Source organism: Roseivirga sp. YIW32, from assembly GCF_057219245.1.
Window position 1 is genome coordinate 100,956 of the sequence record NZ_JBXVVG010000002.1, and the last position, 14,525, is coordinate 115,480.

The window sequence follows — 14,525 nt, forward strand, 5'->3', positions numbered from 1 at the left end:
ATGACTAAAAAACTTATAGAAGTAGCACTTCCTTTAGATATTATAAATGATGCTTCCGCATACGATAAAATGCCGGGTATTGGTGCGCATCCTAAAGGTATCCATCATTGGTGGGCAAGACTTCCTTTGCCCTCTGCAAGAGCCATATTATTTGCTTCATTGGTAGACGACCCTTCTTCGAACCCTGATAAATTTCCTACAGAAGAAACTCAGGTAGCTGAAAGAGAAAGGCTTTTTGAGATAATCAAGAATTTATGCCAAAAGAAGGTTCATACAAAACAAAATGTGTTTGAAGAAGCATATCAGGAAATCCTAAACCATTGTAAAGGTCAGCTGCCTACATTACTTGATCCATTTGCGGGTGGTGGTTCTATACCTTTAGAAGGTATGCGTCTAGGGTTACCTGTTCAAGCATCAGACTTAAATCCTGTTGCCGTCTTAATTAACAAAGTGCAATTGGAAATTTTGCCAAAGTTTTCAAATTATGTACCCATTAACCCTGAAGTCCAATCAAAAAAATCCCTGACTAAATGGGAATTAGGTAAGGGTTTAGCCGAAGACCTTCGCTATTACGGGAAATGGATAAACAAAGAAGCTAAAAAGCGCATTGGTGAACTTTATCCGAAAGTGAGATATAGCAATAAAGACAACAATGTTGTCGCATGGATTTGGGCTAGAACAGTAAAATGTCCTAACCCTGTTTGCGGTTGCGATATGCCCTTAGTCCGATCTTTTGTATTGAGTAAAAAGAAGCCCAATCATTACAGCAAACCAATAATTGAGAGACAAGACTCTCAAAATCTTATAGTTGGTTATGAAGTTCAGAAAGGCTCACCTTCAATAAAAGGTACAATTAATAGAAGCGGTGCAACTTGTGTTTGTTGTAATGAAACTATCAAACTTGATTATATAAGAAATGAAGGCAAAGCCAATCGAATTGGTACAAAACTAATTGCTACTGTTATTGAGTTTGGAAGGGGTAAAACATATATCTCTCCATCCCCAAACGATGAAGCATTAGCTCATATGGCAAAAGCTGCTTGGAAACCAAATACAAAATTCCCGACTGATGCTTTACGTGATATTCGAACACCTCTCTATGGTATTTATTCTCATTGGCAGTCATTTACAAATAGACAACTTCAAGGATTAAGCACATTGTACGACCTCGTAAATGAAATTAAGAAATCAATAAGTACAAAACACGGAGACCTTGACTATGCCAATGCCATTACCACCATATTGATGATGACGATAGATCGTATGGTCGATTTTAATAATTCACTTTGTAGGTGGAATAGTGGTAACGAAAAGGTAATGAACCTTTTCGGAAGACAAGCTATTCCTATGGTTTGGGATTTTGGAGAAGCCAATTTACTTGGGTCCACTGTTGGGGCTTGGGAGACATGTATAGAATATGTTGCAAAATGTGTTGAAGTAATCCTTACCAAAACATCCACTGCACAATCAGCTAACCAGTTTAATGCATCCAAATATGAGTTTCCTGAAAGTAAGTATATAGTTAGTACTGACCCACCTTATTATGATAACATTGGTTATTCTGACTTATCAGATTACTTCTATACTTGGCTTAGGCACGGCCTTTCAGAGTTATATCCTGACTTATTGAGTACTGTCTTAGTACCAAAAATGGAAGAGTTAGTTGCATCTGACTTCAGGTATGGTAGTAAACAAGCTGCTAAGGATCATTTTGAGAATGGATTTAAAGATGCATTTAAAAGCTTTAATGAAGGTTTAGATAGAAGGTTTCCTTTGACGGTTTATTATGCTTTTAAACAAGATGAAGAAGTTTCAAATGAAAGCGAAAATAAACCCAACACTCATGGAATAACCCTGACAACAGGTTGGGAAACTTTGTTAGAAAGCTTAATTACTTCAGGCTTCCAAATTATTTCAACTTGGCCAATAAAGGCTTCTCAAAAATGGCGAATGGTCGCTATGGGTACTAACTCCTTAACGAGTTACATAGTACTAGCATGCAGACCTAGAGAAGAATCTAGTCAGACCATAACAAGGAGACAATACCTACAAAAATTAAAAGAAGAACTACCTAGCGCAATTCAAATCCTTCAAATCAGTAATCTAGCTCCTGTTGACCTTGCTCAGGCATCCATTGGTCCAGGAATGGGCATTTTCTCTAGGTACAATTCTATCTTAGAGCAAGACGGTTCTCAAATGTCTGTAAGAACTGCCTTAATTCTTATTAATCAAACATTATCTGAAATTTTAGCTGAACAGGAAGGAGATTTTGACACTGAGACACGTTGGGCTCTTTCATGGTTTGAGCAAAATGAGTTCAAACAAGGAAGTTTCGGAGATGCTAATGCACTTGCACTCGCCAAGAATACAGCAGTAAATGGTTTAGTACATTCAGGTATTGTTGAGTCAGGTAGTGGAAAAGTTAGACTTATTCCACGCACAGAACTAAACGAAAATTGGGACCCAACTAAGGATGATCGTGTTGTGATTTGGGAAATGACTCAGCATTTAATAAAACAACTCCAAGAAAATGGAGAAGTTGGCGCTGCAACACTTTATAAAGTACTTGGCCCTAAAGCTGATGTATGCCGTGAGCTTGCATACCATCTGTTCTCTATCTCAGAAAAGAAAGGATGGTCGAAAGAAGCCCAAGCCTATAACAGCCTTGTATTAGCGTGGAATCAAATAGTTACAGAATCTTTGAACATTAGAGACGATAAAGGATCTCAAACACAAATTGAGTTTTAATAATGGCACTGAGCAACTTAGACAGAGTAAACAAAGGACTAGAATTACTTAGAAGTGGTTTGTACCCATATATTCTTCGAGAACTTAAAGAAGTAAATAAAGCATATTGGCAAGAAGCTGCAGTATCTTCTTTTCCTGAAGATCACCACTCACGGGACTTAAATCCTGAAGAATGGGACGTTCAGGCACTTCTTCTGATCATGTGGAAGAATTGGAACGGTACTTTCAATAAAACTTTAGGCTTTGCAGAAAGGTCAATGGTGAGTGAATTAATGGAAGTTCGTAAAAGGTCAGCACATCAAAACAAGCATAATAAGTTTGATACTGATGATGCCTATCGCGCCTTAGATAATATAGAAAGACTTTTAAGCGCCATTGCCGCTCCTGAAGCGGAAGAAGCTCAAGAACAAAAAAGTGAACTACTTCGCATCCGCTATGAAGAAAACACTCGGAAAAAAGCCCGAAAAATAGAAACGCAATTAGTTGATGTCAGCGGTGCTATTGGCTTAAAACCTTGGAAGCAAATCATCACTCCCCATCCCGATGTGGCTTCAGGCAAGTTTCAACAAGCTGAATTTGCAGCTGACCTTTGGCGTGTTTACCAAGATGGTGAAGGTGCAGGAGAATATGGAAGACCAGTTGATTTCTTTAATAGAACCTATCTAACTCAAGGAATCCAAAGACTATTAACGAATGCAATAGAAAGGTTAAACAGCGATGGTGGTGATCCTGTGATTAACCTGCAAACCAACTTTGGGGGCGGTAAAACCCACTCGCTCTTGGCACTTTACCATTTATGCTCAGGTGCAGACTTTTCATCAGTTAGAGACCTTGAAGACTTCTTCAATGAGCTTGGTGATAAACGCCCACCGAAAAACGTTAATCGAGCGGTATTAGTAGGAAATAGAATATCGCCCAATGTTAGTAGTAAAAAGACTGATTCTGTAACCATAAAAACCCTATGGGGTGAAATGGCTTGGCAATTGGCAGGTAAGGATGGTTATGAAATCATTCGTGAAGCAGATGAACGTGCTGCCAATCCAGGAGACTCACTCGTTAAACTGTTTAAGGCCGCAGCACCATGTGTTGTTTTAATTGATGAGTGGGTTGCTTACACTAGACAGTTAAAAGAAGATGGTGATGATTTAAGTGGTACTTATGGTACACAGATGTCATTTGCCCAAGCACTTTGTGAAGCTGCAAAAGCAGTTCCAAATGCGCTTGTAGTTGTCAGTTTACCAGCTTCCGATATTGAAATGGGTGGTGAAAAAGGTAAACAATCAGCGGCAGAGTTGGGCAACATTGTAGGTCGCATTGAATCCCCTTGGATGGCTGCTACCACAGAAGAATCCTTTGAGATTGTAACTCGAAGATTATTCTCTCCAATATCTACCAAGGAGCAATATGCTGAACGTGATGCTACTGCCCGTTCTTTTGGTGATTTCTACAGGCAGAACAATGCAGACTTCCCAAATGAAACTCAAGAGAATAATTACGAGAAAAGGATTAGGGACTTCTTCCCTATTCATCCTGAGTTGTTCGATGCGTTAGCAGAGAGATGGGCAAGTATTCCTCAGTTTCAAAAAACAAGGGGTATTCTGCGTTTAATGGCCAAAATCATTCATTCGCTTTGGGAGAACAATGACCAAAGCCCACTAATTCTTCCAGCCAATGTGCCAATGGATGCCGCAGATATTCAGAATGAATTGATGAGATATTTGGAAGAACCTTGGAGAGCTGTAATCCAAAAAGATGTTGATGGTTCTAATGCCGTTCCTCGCCAAATAGATAATGACTTTCCAAATATTGGCCGTTTTTCTGCTACAAGAAGAGTAGCACGTACACTATTTTTTGGTTCAGCACCTACTTTCAATGCAGCAAATCGTGGAATTGACGAGCAAAAAATAAAGTTAGGTAGCATTTTACCAGGTGAGAACATTCCAACCTTTACAGATGCGCTCAGACACCTTACTGATAAAGCCACATACGTTTACCATCAAAGCAAAAATTATTGGTACAGCACTCAAAACAACGTAAATAGAACTGCCGAAGAACGAGCAGCTCACATTAAAATTGATAGGGTTGAACAGGAAATAATCAACCTACTTTCCAAACAACTCACACCAAACCAATCACAGCTTTCAAGAATCCATCTCTTACCACAGTCTTCTAATGATATTCCTGATGACCTAGAGATGAAGCTAGTAGTTATTGGTATTGATCACCCGCATATTCCAAGAGATGAAAACAGTCCTGCATTAGACAAAGCGAAAGAAATTCTTTCCACTAAAGGAAAATCACAAAGATTATATCGCAATACACTATTATTTCTTAGCGCAGACAGGTCAAGACTTGAAGAACTAAAGAAAGCCGTTCAACTTTATCTAGCTTGGAAATCTATTGTTGATGATAAGATTGCTTTAAATCTAGATGCTTATCAAAGCAATCAGGCCGAATCTAAAACTAAGGCTAGCCTTGACACAATAAAATTAAGACTCCCTGAAACTTTCATTTGGATACTTACCCCTTATCAGGAAAAGGGTTCATCTGACATTGTATGGGATGTTTCAAAGATGAATGGTAGCAACCAAGAAGCATATCTATCAAGAGTATTAAAGAAGTTGACATCTCAAAGTCTTCTCTACAATGATTTTGCTCCTACTCTGCTTAAAATGGACTTGGATAATATTCCTTTATGGAGAGATGAGTCAGTTGAAATTAGCCAACTAAGAGAAGACTATGCAAAGTATTTATACCTAGCAAAGCTCTCTAGACCATCACTACTTCAACAAGCTATTGAAAGTGGATTGGCTTTAGTTTCTTGGAAAAAAGACTCTTTTGCCCTTGCTGATAGCTTTAATAATGAAAGTGGAAGATACTTAGGTTTACAAGCAGGTACTTCTGTCATGGTCTCACTTGACTCGTCAAGGTTGTTGGTGAAAGCTGATATTGCTTCTATTCAGATTGAAAAAGAAAAAGCAGAAGCGGAAGCTGAAAAGCCAACTCCTGAAACAGGCGCACCAGTTAAACCATATGGCGGTGAAGCACAACCTTCAACAGCGAATGAACCACCAACCCAAACTAAAAGGACTCGGTTTTTTGGTCATATTGAAACTGATGCGACAAGGTTCTTCAGAGCAGCTGATGATGTTGAAAAAGAAATCCTGAAACACCTAGATGGCATTAAGGGATCAAACGTTAAAATCACCATCCATATTGAAGCCAGTTCAGAAGAAGGATTTGAAAATGATGTAGAAAGGACGCTAAAAGAGAATGGTAGAACCTTAGGATTCGGAAGTATAGAATTTGAATAATTGACTGCTTATGCCAAATAACCAAGACTCATTCTTTAACATACTAACCTTTGAGCCCCAAGATGAGAAACTAACTTTCTACTTTACAATCGATGTAGACCAAAGCCTTCATCGCATGCATTTCAACCTTTTACCAAAAGATGTAGTGGCCAGCATTGAGCAAGCTCAATCCTAATGTAGAACATGCGTTCACTTTGTTCGACAATAAGCAAAATGGTCTATCATTCTTTGAATTTGATATAAGCAAAAAATCTCTTTTAAGATGATAAGTTCGTTTAATTACAATAAAATCAATATTTTTTTTAAGAATGAACGACAATCCATTAGGTTTTAAATTTCCCCGGAGAGTTAAGGTTATCTCTAAGCGTTTAAATCTTCCTGTAAAGGATTTAATTGACCTTTTGAATAAAAAAGGGGTAGTATGTACTGGGACAACATATTTAAAGAATCACGAGATCATCTTAATCAAAGATCTCATAGATAAAAAGCTACATGGGAAAAAGAAAATCGAGATTACAAACTTTGACACTTTACAAAGGGGTACTCTTCAAGAGGAGAAAATTAAAGACGAGGTTCAAAGTATACTTCATACAATAAAAGAGTACAAATATAAATTACGTTCAAAACGAGAGGTGAAGATTGGTAAAAAAACATATAAAAGAGCCATCACTGAACGACTACGTTCCTTCTATCAAAGTGAAATCAAAAAATTAGAAGCAAAACTAAGTAGAGTCAATGCAATTGAGTCAAAGCGTGTTTTTATTAAATGGAATGATGTGATTTTTGATGATTATCTATTTCGAGTCAAAATAGGAGATGGATTATCAGAACCATATCTATTTAAAGACTCAAGAAAATCATTTAATCTCATAAAGGCATATTTCAACAAGTTAAATATTCAATTTCTAGATTGTATATTTTTTGGGAAACAAATATTAGAAGTTAAAAATATTAATGAATTATACAAGGCTGTACATGTTCATTCGGTAAATGAGCTTTCTGTAAATTTTACAATGTATACTCCAGAAGAAATACGTTCAGAAATAAAGAAACTCAGTAATTCATTTGCATCATCTGCCATAAAAAGAAGTAAAAATGAATATTTACATTTTATGCTGACAATTCATTCTTCGGACTTCAAGATAGTCCCACTTTTTGAAAATAATAGTTTAAATGAAGATAGTTTCCTATTTACAATTAATAGCAAAAGAGGATTAATAATAGTTTGGGAAAGTTGCTCCACTCAAAAAGCTTCTTACATTTTTTATGCAGATGAAAAGAATTATTACTCAACATTAATCTGTCTTATAAAGATTATTCAATCTGATCAGATAAGTAGAATGGAATTGAGAGAGTTTATAAAAAGAAGCAATGTTTACAACATCCCAGGTCTCTTTATTTACCATCTTAGATTTCAATCATGGAAAAGTAAAATAATTGATCTAATAACTATTTAAGTTAATAAGCCCTTTGCTTTGTCAGAAATCTCTTAATTTCAAAACCTAATCGAGGACTTTGATTATCATAAACAGCCAAAGAGATCTGGTAACCTTCCCTTTTATTGAACTGGTTATAAATTTAGATTATTCATTTTGTTAAGTATCACAACATCGCCCTTATTCTCTGCAAACATTATCTGCTTTTCTTCCTGATTTATACTGCTTAAACCCCTACAATCTGTGATCCTGTATATCTTGACTTCTACATAATAATTGATTTAAAATTAATCCTTTTAATCAGCCCGAGATTTAGGGAAGTTGACAAAACTACTAATCAATCGTCTCAATATCACCTAATCTTTCCAAATAGCCGGTAGATAAGTAGTTTCTACCTTCCAATAATTTATCTAAGTAATCTTTAGTAGGTTTTAAACCATCATCTGTTTTATCTGGCTTAGCCACATAAACTACAGCTCGCCTTTTTTCATTATTAATAGTTACCAATAATTCCTGCTGAAGGTAATGTGTAGGGAATCCCTCTTTTTTATTCAATTCAGTAAAGTCTTCCACCTCGTATAAAACTCCTTCAACAAGGCTGTTTCTAGAATATTTAATGTTAGCATAGCCAGCACCACTATAGTTAGATCGTATTTTATTAAACAAGAGCTTATAATCTTTTAGTTTTGCTGCACCAAGTATTTTAAATTTCACATTTCTATCAATCATCTGTGTTTCGCTCATGTTTGAACCGTAAGCAAAGTAAAGGTTGTTTGGTTTGTTGTTTTCAACGATATAGTCAAGTTTAGTTAAACAACTTGTAACCTTCCCTAAATCTCGGACTGGTTAAAAGGATTAATTTTAAACCAGTTATTATGAAGAAGTCAAGATTTACAGAATCACAGATTGTTGCTGCGATCAAGCAGCACGAATCGGGAAGAAAAGCAGATGATATATGCAGAGAGTATGGGATATCCAAGAACACCTTTTACCTCTGGAGGAAGAAGTATTCAGGGATGGATTCTTTGCAGTTAAAACGCTTAAAAGAGCTTGAGGAGGAGAATCGCAAGCTGAAACAGATGTTTGCAGAAGTGAGTTTGGACAACAAGATGTTGAAGGACGTCTTGTCAAAAAAGTGGTAAGCACTGGTGAGAGACAAAACGTGGCTGCTTATCTGAATGAGAGTTATGAGGTAAGCATCACCAGGGCGTGTAAAGTCATCCGCTTTCCTAAGTCCATGTATTATTATGAATCGGTTAAAGATGACTCTGAGGTGATCACCTAGCTCTTGGAAATGGCTGCCTTGCGTCCAAAGGAAGGTCAGGACAAGATGCATCAGCGATTGCGCTTAGAAGGTTGTAATTGGAACAGAAAACGCATTAGAAGAGTGTATTTGAAGTTAGGACTGAATATGGGAAGAAGATCCAAGAAGCGGATCCCTGCTAGAGTAAAACAGCCGCTATTGCAAACAGAACAGCCTAATCAATGCTGGTCGATGGACTTTATGAGCGATAGCTTAGAGAGTGGCAGAAGGTTCAGAGTGTTGAACATCATGGATGACTTTAATCGCAAGGCAGTGGCTGTAGAAGCAGAATTTACCTTTCCTTCCATGGGAGTGATCCAAGTACTCAAAAGAGCCTTTGAACAGCATGGGAAGCCCGAGAAGATCAGAGTAGATAACGGCCCTGAGTTTACCTCGTTAGAACTCAGTGAATGGTGCAGAGTGCAAGAAATTGAACTTCAATACATCCAGCCAGGAAGACCCATGCAGAATGGCTTTATAGAACGTTTTAACAGAACCTTTAGGCAAGATATCCTGAATGCTCATCTTTTTGAAGACATTAGTCAGGTGAGAATCTTAGCAGAAGAATGGGTGAAGGATTATAATGGTCATAGACCACATGAAGCTCTAGGAGGAATAACACCTTTACAGGCAGAAGCAGAATCTTCATCAAAGCAAGCTTGCTTTGATGAAGTAATATTTAACTAAATGAATAATGTACATTTATACCCAGTTCGATAAAAGGGAAGGTTACAATAACAGTTGAATATTGCGATATGTGTTTACCAGCATATCTACACTAACTATTATGGCAGTGGAAAGAGTGTGTATCAGAGGAGTGCCTAAAAGTTATTAGGTTATGATTGGTTTCAATGGGTTAAGTCAGATAACATAATTCTCTAATATCAGACGGTCAGACCTTTGAGAGCTCACAAACAAAGTTCAGTTTACCCCATATTAGGGGGGGGGTACCTAACACCCCAATGGACTGTATGGTATGCAAACTAATTGTTTGTTTCTTAGACTATGCTCAACTAAATTAGTTTGAATCAACGATCCTAATAATTACTAACAATGATTTATTTAGTCTTCATCGCAACAATACTACTAATTATTTTTTCTGGCTGGATTGCAGCTATTGCAATTTCAATGGGCTTTGGTCCATTATTAATGAGGCTACTGTACTTGACAATTGGACTAAAATCTTCAACTCTTCTTCCCAAAGAAACTGGCATTCAATTTACCTTCTTTATCATTTTATTATTAACAGCCTTATGGTTTTACAGAGCATCGGTTATAAAAATAAAGAATGGTGAAGCATTAAGCAGGGTTATTCCTGATGTAAAGTGGTCGATGGTTTTCTTTATAATTGGGATTTCTACGAATTTTATACTTTATCTGGTTAATTAACTGTAATCACGAAGACCTTAAATGGCATTTTGTTTCTAGGTTTATTTCAGTTCATAATCATTTATATCTGCAGTATTTTTTTGTGAAGGACTATAGCCAATTATAGGTTTAGCATAGAGTTAATAGCAGCTCTTTTTTTTGCCATATGCTTTTAATAGCTAATTCGTTTATATTAAGCATTTGCTCCCTCATTAATATTTTAACATTGTTAGCCATAATAGAAAAGCTATCCACTTTTTCTTTTTCTTCTTTCTACATCGGCAAGTATTCGTTCTAACTCACTTTCATTACTTACTTCATACGATGCAACGCTTTTCAAACCTTTAATCCTAAACAATCCGGTTGGTCTTACAAGTACAAAAAGAAACTTATTTAAAGGACACGAATAAAGTGTTTTATTTCTGAGTGGAAACATAATATGTGCGTATGCGTCTTTTGCGTTATGGATTTCTCCACATGCACACATAAAGTTTAGATTTTTCTCTATGTGTAATTTGTCTTCGCCATTTGGACAATGATATCCCGTTCTTGGCATTTCGACCTTAAAAAATTTTGTCCAACCAGTTTTCATATTTTATCGATTTTAAGTTCAGACGAATTAATCCCTTATTCTCAAGTTTCCTTAGTCAAGACATTCAAGTTTTAATTGATTTTGATTGCATTAATAATCTGACCTAATCGTGTTGATCATCACTATCGTTTAAACTATTAGTTCTTTGATATCTCCATATAGCCACAAATTACACTTTTTTTCACACGCTGATGTCAGTGTTTTTTTCGCTATGTGTTTGGTCTTTATAATTGAAATCTCTTGATGATTTTCGATAATAAATTTTATTTGGTCATCATCATATTCAATTATAGGAGAGTTAAATTTCATCTTCTTTTGATGGCTTTCCTACATATGGGTTAAAATATGCTTTGAGCCTCTTCCTTTTCTAGTTCAGAAAGACGGAACAACTTTTTGTCCTTTAAAAATACCACATGCTTAAATGACATTACTGTGTCATCGCCGATGCTGCTAAAATCAATTTTTCTTTCTTCTAATTCCTCACGTATCGCCCATAGATACCCTTGTCGAGGAACACCAAAAGCACGAACTCCAACTGCGCCATTAAATCTATCAATTAATTCATTATCAGACAATTGAGCTAACTCGGCTTTAAATTCTAAAAAATAGTCTCTTGCAAGTTTCATGGCTTATACCTCCTATTATCAGTTCATGATTTAATCGTTTCAAACACCTCTACCCCTTCATCCAGCAGCTTTGAAATCTCTTCCATTCTCATTTCTTCGGAGATGTACAAGGCTTTTTCCTTCTGCCATTTTTTACAGTCTACATGCCAAGCGTAGGTTGAGTTGTGGCTAAGCCACTTCACCTCCCAAATAGCACCACCATACCTTGTCAAGGCGACAAAATCTTCAGAGTGCCTTTGTTCTTCATCATAACTGAGTCCTGCTCTAATGAGCGCATCAATATCAAATTCATCGATATTCATTCGGGCGAGGCAAATCAGCTCATCGTCTTCTTGGCTTGTATCGGTATCATCAACTTTCCAGTCTACACGAAATTGTGCGCAACCTCCTCTGTACTTTCTTTCGAGAACTTCCTTATCAAAGATTAAATTAGCTAGGTCTAGATATACTGGCATATTAATTCATTAGTGGTCTTTGTAGTGTTTCCTATTGACCGCAATTAACTTTAAACCCATACTCAAGAGCTCTCCCCCCATAGGGACATAATATGAATGTTTTACTTCATCATCCTCAATGAAATAACAAGTACTACCAGAAAGCACCAAGCATAACCAGTGCTTGTAATCTCTTTCTTGCCGCAACTGCTTTAATTTGATTTTACCAACCTCTATCATTTCCTCCATCAATGCAGCAATTTGTTCACGTTTTGAGAGTCTCATGACCTCAAACGGTACATCTTGAATGTAGATCACACGGTCTTGATCTCTTAAACCTTCATCCTTAGTCCCTGACAATTTTTTTTTCAAGTCTATGCGCATCTTTCTGAATTGCCTTGCAGGACTTAATGAGAGTGCATGTTCTTCACCATTGTCTTTCACAAGGAATTGAATGGGAAACTGTACGAATTGATTGTAGCCATCTGTTATTAAGAAATATGGGAAAATACCATAATTAGGCGGGAATTGTGAAAGTGATATCATGCTATAATGTAATTTTCATTCATTGATCGGATGATGGAACCCAAGAATTAATATTCAGCGATTCCACTTCTAGTAAGTCCTTAATTCTTTTGTTAAAAGGCAATAACAACACAAAATGCGCTTGACTCTGGATTATAAATCCATACGCATTATTGATTGCGAGACTAGCTCCAATAAATTTACCCTTGTCATCAAAGGACAAAAGTTGAAAGTCAGCAGCTTCTGTAAAGTCCAAGAGTGCGTGGTGACTACCATGGTCTAGGTGGAGTAAAAGAGTTCTACTGTCAACAGTAATATCTTTCACTAACAGGTTTCGATCTTTTGTCCTAGTCAAGTCTACTTTTAAAGGCTGACCAGCTTTTTTCAGTTTGATTGTTGTTTGTTTCATAGCAAGTCGAGTTTTAGAGTCTACCTTGGATAATGGTCTTTCGCTCTGGGCTTTTCATGTGGCTCAATGAAACCACGTAGCTGTTTGCTTGCTTGAAGACATCGTCATATGTCTGCCAACTCAATGCCATCTGATGAGCTGTCTCTTCTGCAGATTTACTCCATCTGCTACCTATTTGAATATTCAAATAGATTGTCCGTTGGCTGTAGCGGATCAAAGTAGAGCGCAAGTTGCCATACATTAAATAATGCTTACCCACGTCACGGGTGTAGTCGTGGTTTAATTGGGAAATGATTTTACTTTCCATTTGCTAATGTTTTTTAGTTAGAAATTCATTAGCACTTCAAAAAGACAAGAACCTGTGGTATTAACTTTTTATTTTAACCAGGTCGGTTCGCATCGTTTTACCACCGTGGTGAGTTAACACTCGGTTGGTGCTCATTGGAGCTCGAAATGCAATATAAAAGTAGATGATTATAGCATTTATTCCAAATGTTTCTGGTAACCACAGAATTGTCAACGTTTACAAAACAGGACGTCTTATCCTTTTTCTCTTCAACTTGTAATCAACAAAACATAAAAAGATATCAAGAAGAAATTAACAGTATGCAGTCTAATTGTTTATTAACGGGTTTGTCTATGGCTCGTTGCGGGAAATTAGATATGATTTTCCGCCGTAACCGAAAGATAGCAAATTGCAATGAATTCCGATTAGGAATTCAGCCGCAATGAGCTATACACGGTGTTGCCAGTAGTTTTTTATTCAAAATTGTTCCTCAATTCAATTTGTTTATCTCTCATACTTCCAACTTTATGACTTAAAGTTCCTCCTGTTTTTTTAGCTAAACTCAAATATTTGTCGAGTTCCAATATTAATTCATCCCATTTTTTTAGAACGGTTTTATTTTGTTCGAATCGACTTTCCATATTCTCATAAATCTTTATTAAATTTTCTGAACTCATATTTAAAACTCCATGATGTTTCCACATTCCGAATTTTACATTTTCGTCGTTATACTCAATTAAAGTCGGATTGAATTTGAGTTTTTCAGGGAAATTTTCGGTAAAATATTGCTCAAAAAGTTCAATTACTCTTTTTTTTGAAAGTTCGGACAATTTCAGATTTCCCATGATAGTTTTAACTCGTAAAGTAATTAAATCCGCTGATAATAATTCCAGCTATTATTGGGCCTTTTAAATAAGCTAAATATTAGTACAAAAAAAGCCAATCCTCTAACTCTTCCATGCCACAAGGATCACACTTTTATGTCGCATGTTGAGTTTCGCCCCTATACTCTCTATATATTTCCCTTTCTTTATTATTATTTTTTTTATATACGACCCCTTCTTTCTTAACATTTTCAACATATTAATAATATGTAATTATAAATCAAGTAGTTACAAATTTCAACTCAACATAAAGTCAACATAAAGTCAACATAAGTCAACATATTTTGGTCATAAATCTGGAGGTTTTGGGTTGTATACCAATTTCACAAGACGTTGCGCCGACAGAAAAATGATTTTATTTTGGGGAGGGGGGTGACTATTTGCAACAATGTTGCAGAGTTTTTGGCGATTTCCTATAACTATATGCTTAGTTCATGTTGAGTTTATGCACCAATTATGACGAGTTTGATCGCCAAGGAGGTCCAAAAATTTTTCGAGAAATTTATCAGGCACTTAGGCAGAAAATCTCAGGGCTTTTAGGGGGGGGGTAAATTTTGTATGTGATCTTAGATAAATATTCAATAGACATATTTTCAAGCT

The 14,525-nt window shown here is 36.4% G+C and carries 14 protein-coding genes and 1 riboswitch; of the genes, 6 read left to right on the plus strand and 8 right to left on the minus strand.

Going from position 1 to position 14,525, the window contains the following annotated elements; genetic code table 11:
• From AC2D6U_RS09170 to AC2D6U_RS09180, 3 genes are all read left to right on the plus strand, one after another.
• Window positions 1–2,748, plus strand: coding sequence for a DUF1156 domain-containing protein (locus tag AC2D6U_RS09170; protein ID WP_484720678.1), 2,748 nt, complete (start codon window positions 1–3; stop codon window positions 2,746–2,748).
• A 2-nt stretch (window positions 2,749–2,750) separates the two neighbouring features.
• On the plus strand, window positions 2,751–6,062 hold the full coding sequence (locus tag AC2D6U_RS09175) for a Swt1 family HEPN domain-containing protein (protein WP_484720679.1): 3,312 nt from the start codon (window positions 2,751–2,753) through the stop codon (window positions 6,060–6,062).
• A 308-nt stretch (window positions 6,063–6,370) separates the two neighbouring features.
• Complete coding sequence (locus AC2D6U_RS09180) at window positions 6,371–7,519, plus strand: hypothetical protein (RefSeq protein WP_484720680.1); 1,149 nt, start codon at window positions 6,371–6,373, stop codon at window positions 7,517–7,519.
• 312 nt (window positions 7,520–7,831) lie between these two features.
• On the opposite strand, the gene AC2D6U_RS09185 is transcribed toward AC2D6U_RS09180, so the two are convergent.
• Complete coding sequence (locus tag AC2D6U_RS09185) at window positions 7,832–8,293, minus strand: gamma-glutamylcyclotransferase family protein (protein ID WP_484721760.1); 462 nt, start codon at window positions 8,291–8,293, stop codon at window positions 7,832–7,834.
• Window positions 8,294–8,373: 80 nt separating this feature from the next.
• Here AC2D6U_RS09185 and AC2D6U_RS09190 point away from each other — a divergent pair, with 80 nt between their 5' ends.
• From AC2D6U_RS09190 to AC2D6U_RS09200, 3 genes are all read left to right on the plus strand, one after another.
• A complete protein-coding gene (locus AC2D6U_RS09190) occupies window positions 8,374–8,640 on the plus strand; it encodes a transposase (RefSeq protein ID WP_484720681.1) in 267 nt (88 codons plus the stop codon).
• A gap of 152 nt (window positions 8,641–8,792) precedes the next feature.
• Entirely contained in the window at window positions 8,793–9,488 is a 696-nt protein-coding gene (locus AC2D6U_RS09195) for an IS3 family transposase (protein WP_484720682.1), read from the plus strand.
• Window positions 9,489–9,854: 366 nt separating this feature from the next.
• Complete coding sequence (locus AC2D6U_RS09200; protein ID WP_484720683.1) at window positions 9,855–10,190, plus strand: hypothetical protein; 336 nt, start codon at window positions 9,855–9,857, stop codon at window positions 10,188–10,190.
• A gap of 226 nt (window positions 10,191–10,416) precedes the next feature.
• Here AC2D6U_RS09200 and AC2D6U_RS09205 read toward each other — a convergent pair whose 3' ends face one another.
• The 7 genes from AC2D6U_RS09205 to AC2D6U_RS09235 all read right to left on the minus strand — a co-directional run bounded on the left by AC2D6U_RS09205 (window position 10,417) and on the right by AC2D6U_RS09235 (window position 13,886).
• Window positions 10,417–10,761 carry a hypothetical protein gene (locus tag AC2D6U_RS09205; protein ID WP_484720684.1) on the minus strand — a complete coding sequence of 115 codons (345 nt, stop codon included), beginning with the start codon at window positions 10,759–10,761 and terminating at the stop codon, window positions 10,417–10,419.
• Window positions 10,762–11,099: 338 nt separating this feature from the next.
• Window positions 11,100–11,387 carry a hypothetical protein gene (locus AC2D6U_RS09210; RefSeq protein WP_484720685.1) on the minus strand — a complete coding sequence of 96 codons (288 nt, stop codon included), beginning with the start codon at window positions 11,385–11,387 and terminating at the stop codon, window positions 11,100–11,102.
• A 23-nt stretch (window positions 11,388–11,410) separates the two neighbouring features.
• Window positions 11,411–11,842 carry a hypothetical protein gene (locus tag AC2D6U_RS09215; RefSeq protein ID WP_484720686.1) on the minus strand — a complete coding sequence of 144 codons (432 nt, stop codon included), beginning with the start codon at window positions 11,840–11,842 and terminating at the stop codon, window positions 11,411–11,413.
• Between the two features lie 9 nt (window positions 11,843–11,851).
• Complete coding sequence (locus AC2D6U_RS09220) at window positions 11,852–12,367, minus strand: hypothetical protein (protein WP_484720687.1); 516 nt, start codon at window positions 12,365–12,367, stop codon at window positions 11,852–11,854.
• A 19-nt stretch (window positions 12,368–12,386) separates the two neighbouring features.
• Window positions 12,387–12,755 carry a hypothetical protein gene (locus AC2D6U_RS09225; protein ID WP_484720688.1) on the minus strand — a complete coding sequence of 123 codons (369 nt, stop codon included), beginning with the start codon at window positions 12,753–12,755 and terminating at the stop codon, window positions 12,387–12,389.
• Between the two features lie 13 nt (window positions 12,756–12,768).
• A complete protein-coding gene (locus AC2D6U_RS09230) occupies window positions 12,769–13,062 on the minus strand; it encodes a hypothetical protein (protein ID WP_484720689.1) in 294 nt (97 codons plus the stop codon).
• 59 nt (window positions 13,063–13,121) lie between these two features.
• A riboswitch (SAM-I-IV-variant riboswitch) is annotated at window positions 13,122–13,217 on the minus strand.
• A gap of 297 nt (window positions 13,218–13,514) precedes the next feature.
• Window positions 13,515–13,886 (minus strand): hypothetical protein, encoded by a 372-nt coding sequence (locus AC2D6U_RS09235; protein ID WP_484720690.1) that lies wholly within the window; start codon window positions 13,884–13,886, stop codon window positions 13,515–13,517.
• Between the last annotated feature and the right edge of the window lie 639 nt (window positions 13,887–14,525).

Bases quoted from the DNA above. Each gene is read 5' to 3' on its own strand.
- AC2D6U_RS09180 (WP_484720680.1), top strand. From the start codon at position 6,371: ATGAACGACAATCCATTAGGTTTTAAATTTCCCCGGAGAGTTAAGGTT.
- AC2D6U_RS09205 (WP_484720684.1), bottom strand. From the start codon at position 10,761: ATGAAAACTGGTTGGACAAAATTTTTTAAGGTCGAAATGCCAAGAACG.
- AC2D6U_RS09170 (WP_484720678.1), top strand. From the start codon at position 1: ATGACTAAAAAACTTATAGAAGTAGCACTTCCTTTAGATATTATAAAT.
- AC2D6U_RS09220 (WP_484720687.1), bottom strand. From the start codon at position 12,367: ATGATATCACTTTCACAATTCCCGCCTAATTATGGTATTTTCCCATAT.
- AC2D6U_RS09225 (WP_484720688.1), bottom strand. From the start codon at position 12,755: ATGAAACAAACAACAATCAAACTGAAAAAAGCTGGTCAGCCTTTAAAA.
- AC2D6U_RS09235 (WP_484720690.1), bottom strand. From the start codon at position 13,886: ATGGGAAATCTGAAATTGTCCGAACTTTCAAAAAAAAGAGTAATTGAA.
- AC2D6U_RS09200 (WP_484720683.1), top strand. From the start codon at position 9,855: ATGATTTATTTAGTCTTCATCGCAACAATACTACTAATTATTTTTTCT.
- AC2D6U_RS09210 (WP_484720685.1), bottom strand. From the start codon at position 11,387: ATGAAACTTGCAAGAGACTATTTTTTAGAATTTAAAGCCGAGTTAGCT.
- AC2D6U_RS09175 (WP_484720679.1), top strand. From the start codon at position 2,751: ATGGCACTGAGCAACTTAGACAGAGTAAACAAAGGACTAGAATTACTT.
- AC2D6U_RS09230 (WP_484720689.1), bottom strand. From the start codon at position 13,062: ATGGAAAGTAAAATCATTTCCCAATTAAACCACGACTACACCCGTGAC.
- AC2D6U_RS09190 (WP_484720681.1), top strand. From the start codon at position 8,374: ATGAAGAAGTCAAGATTTACAGAATCACAGATTGTTGCTGCGATCAAG.
- AC2D6U_RS09195 (WP_484720682.1), top strand. From the start codon at position 8,793: ATGGCTGCCTTGCGTCCAAAGGAAGGTCAGGACAAGATGCATCAGCGA.
- AC2D6U_RS09215 (WP_484720686.1), bottom strand. From the start codon at position 11,842: ATGCCAGTATATCTAGACCTAGCTAATTTAATCTTTGATAAGGAAGTT.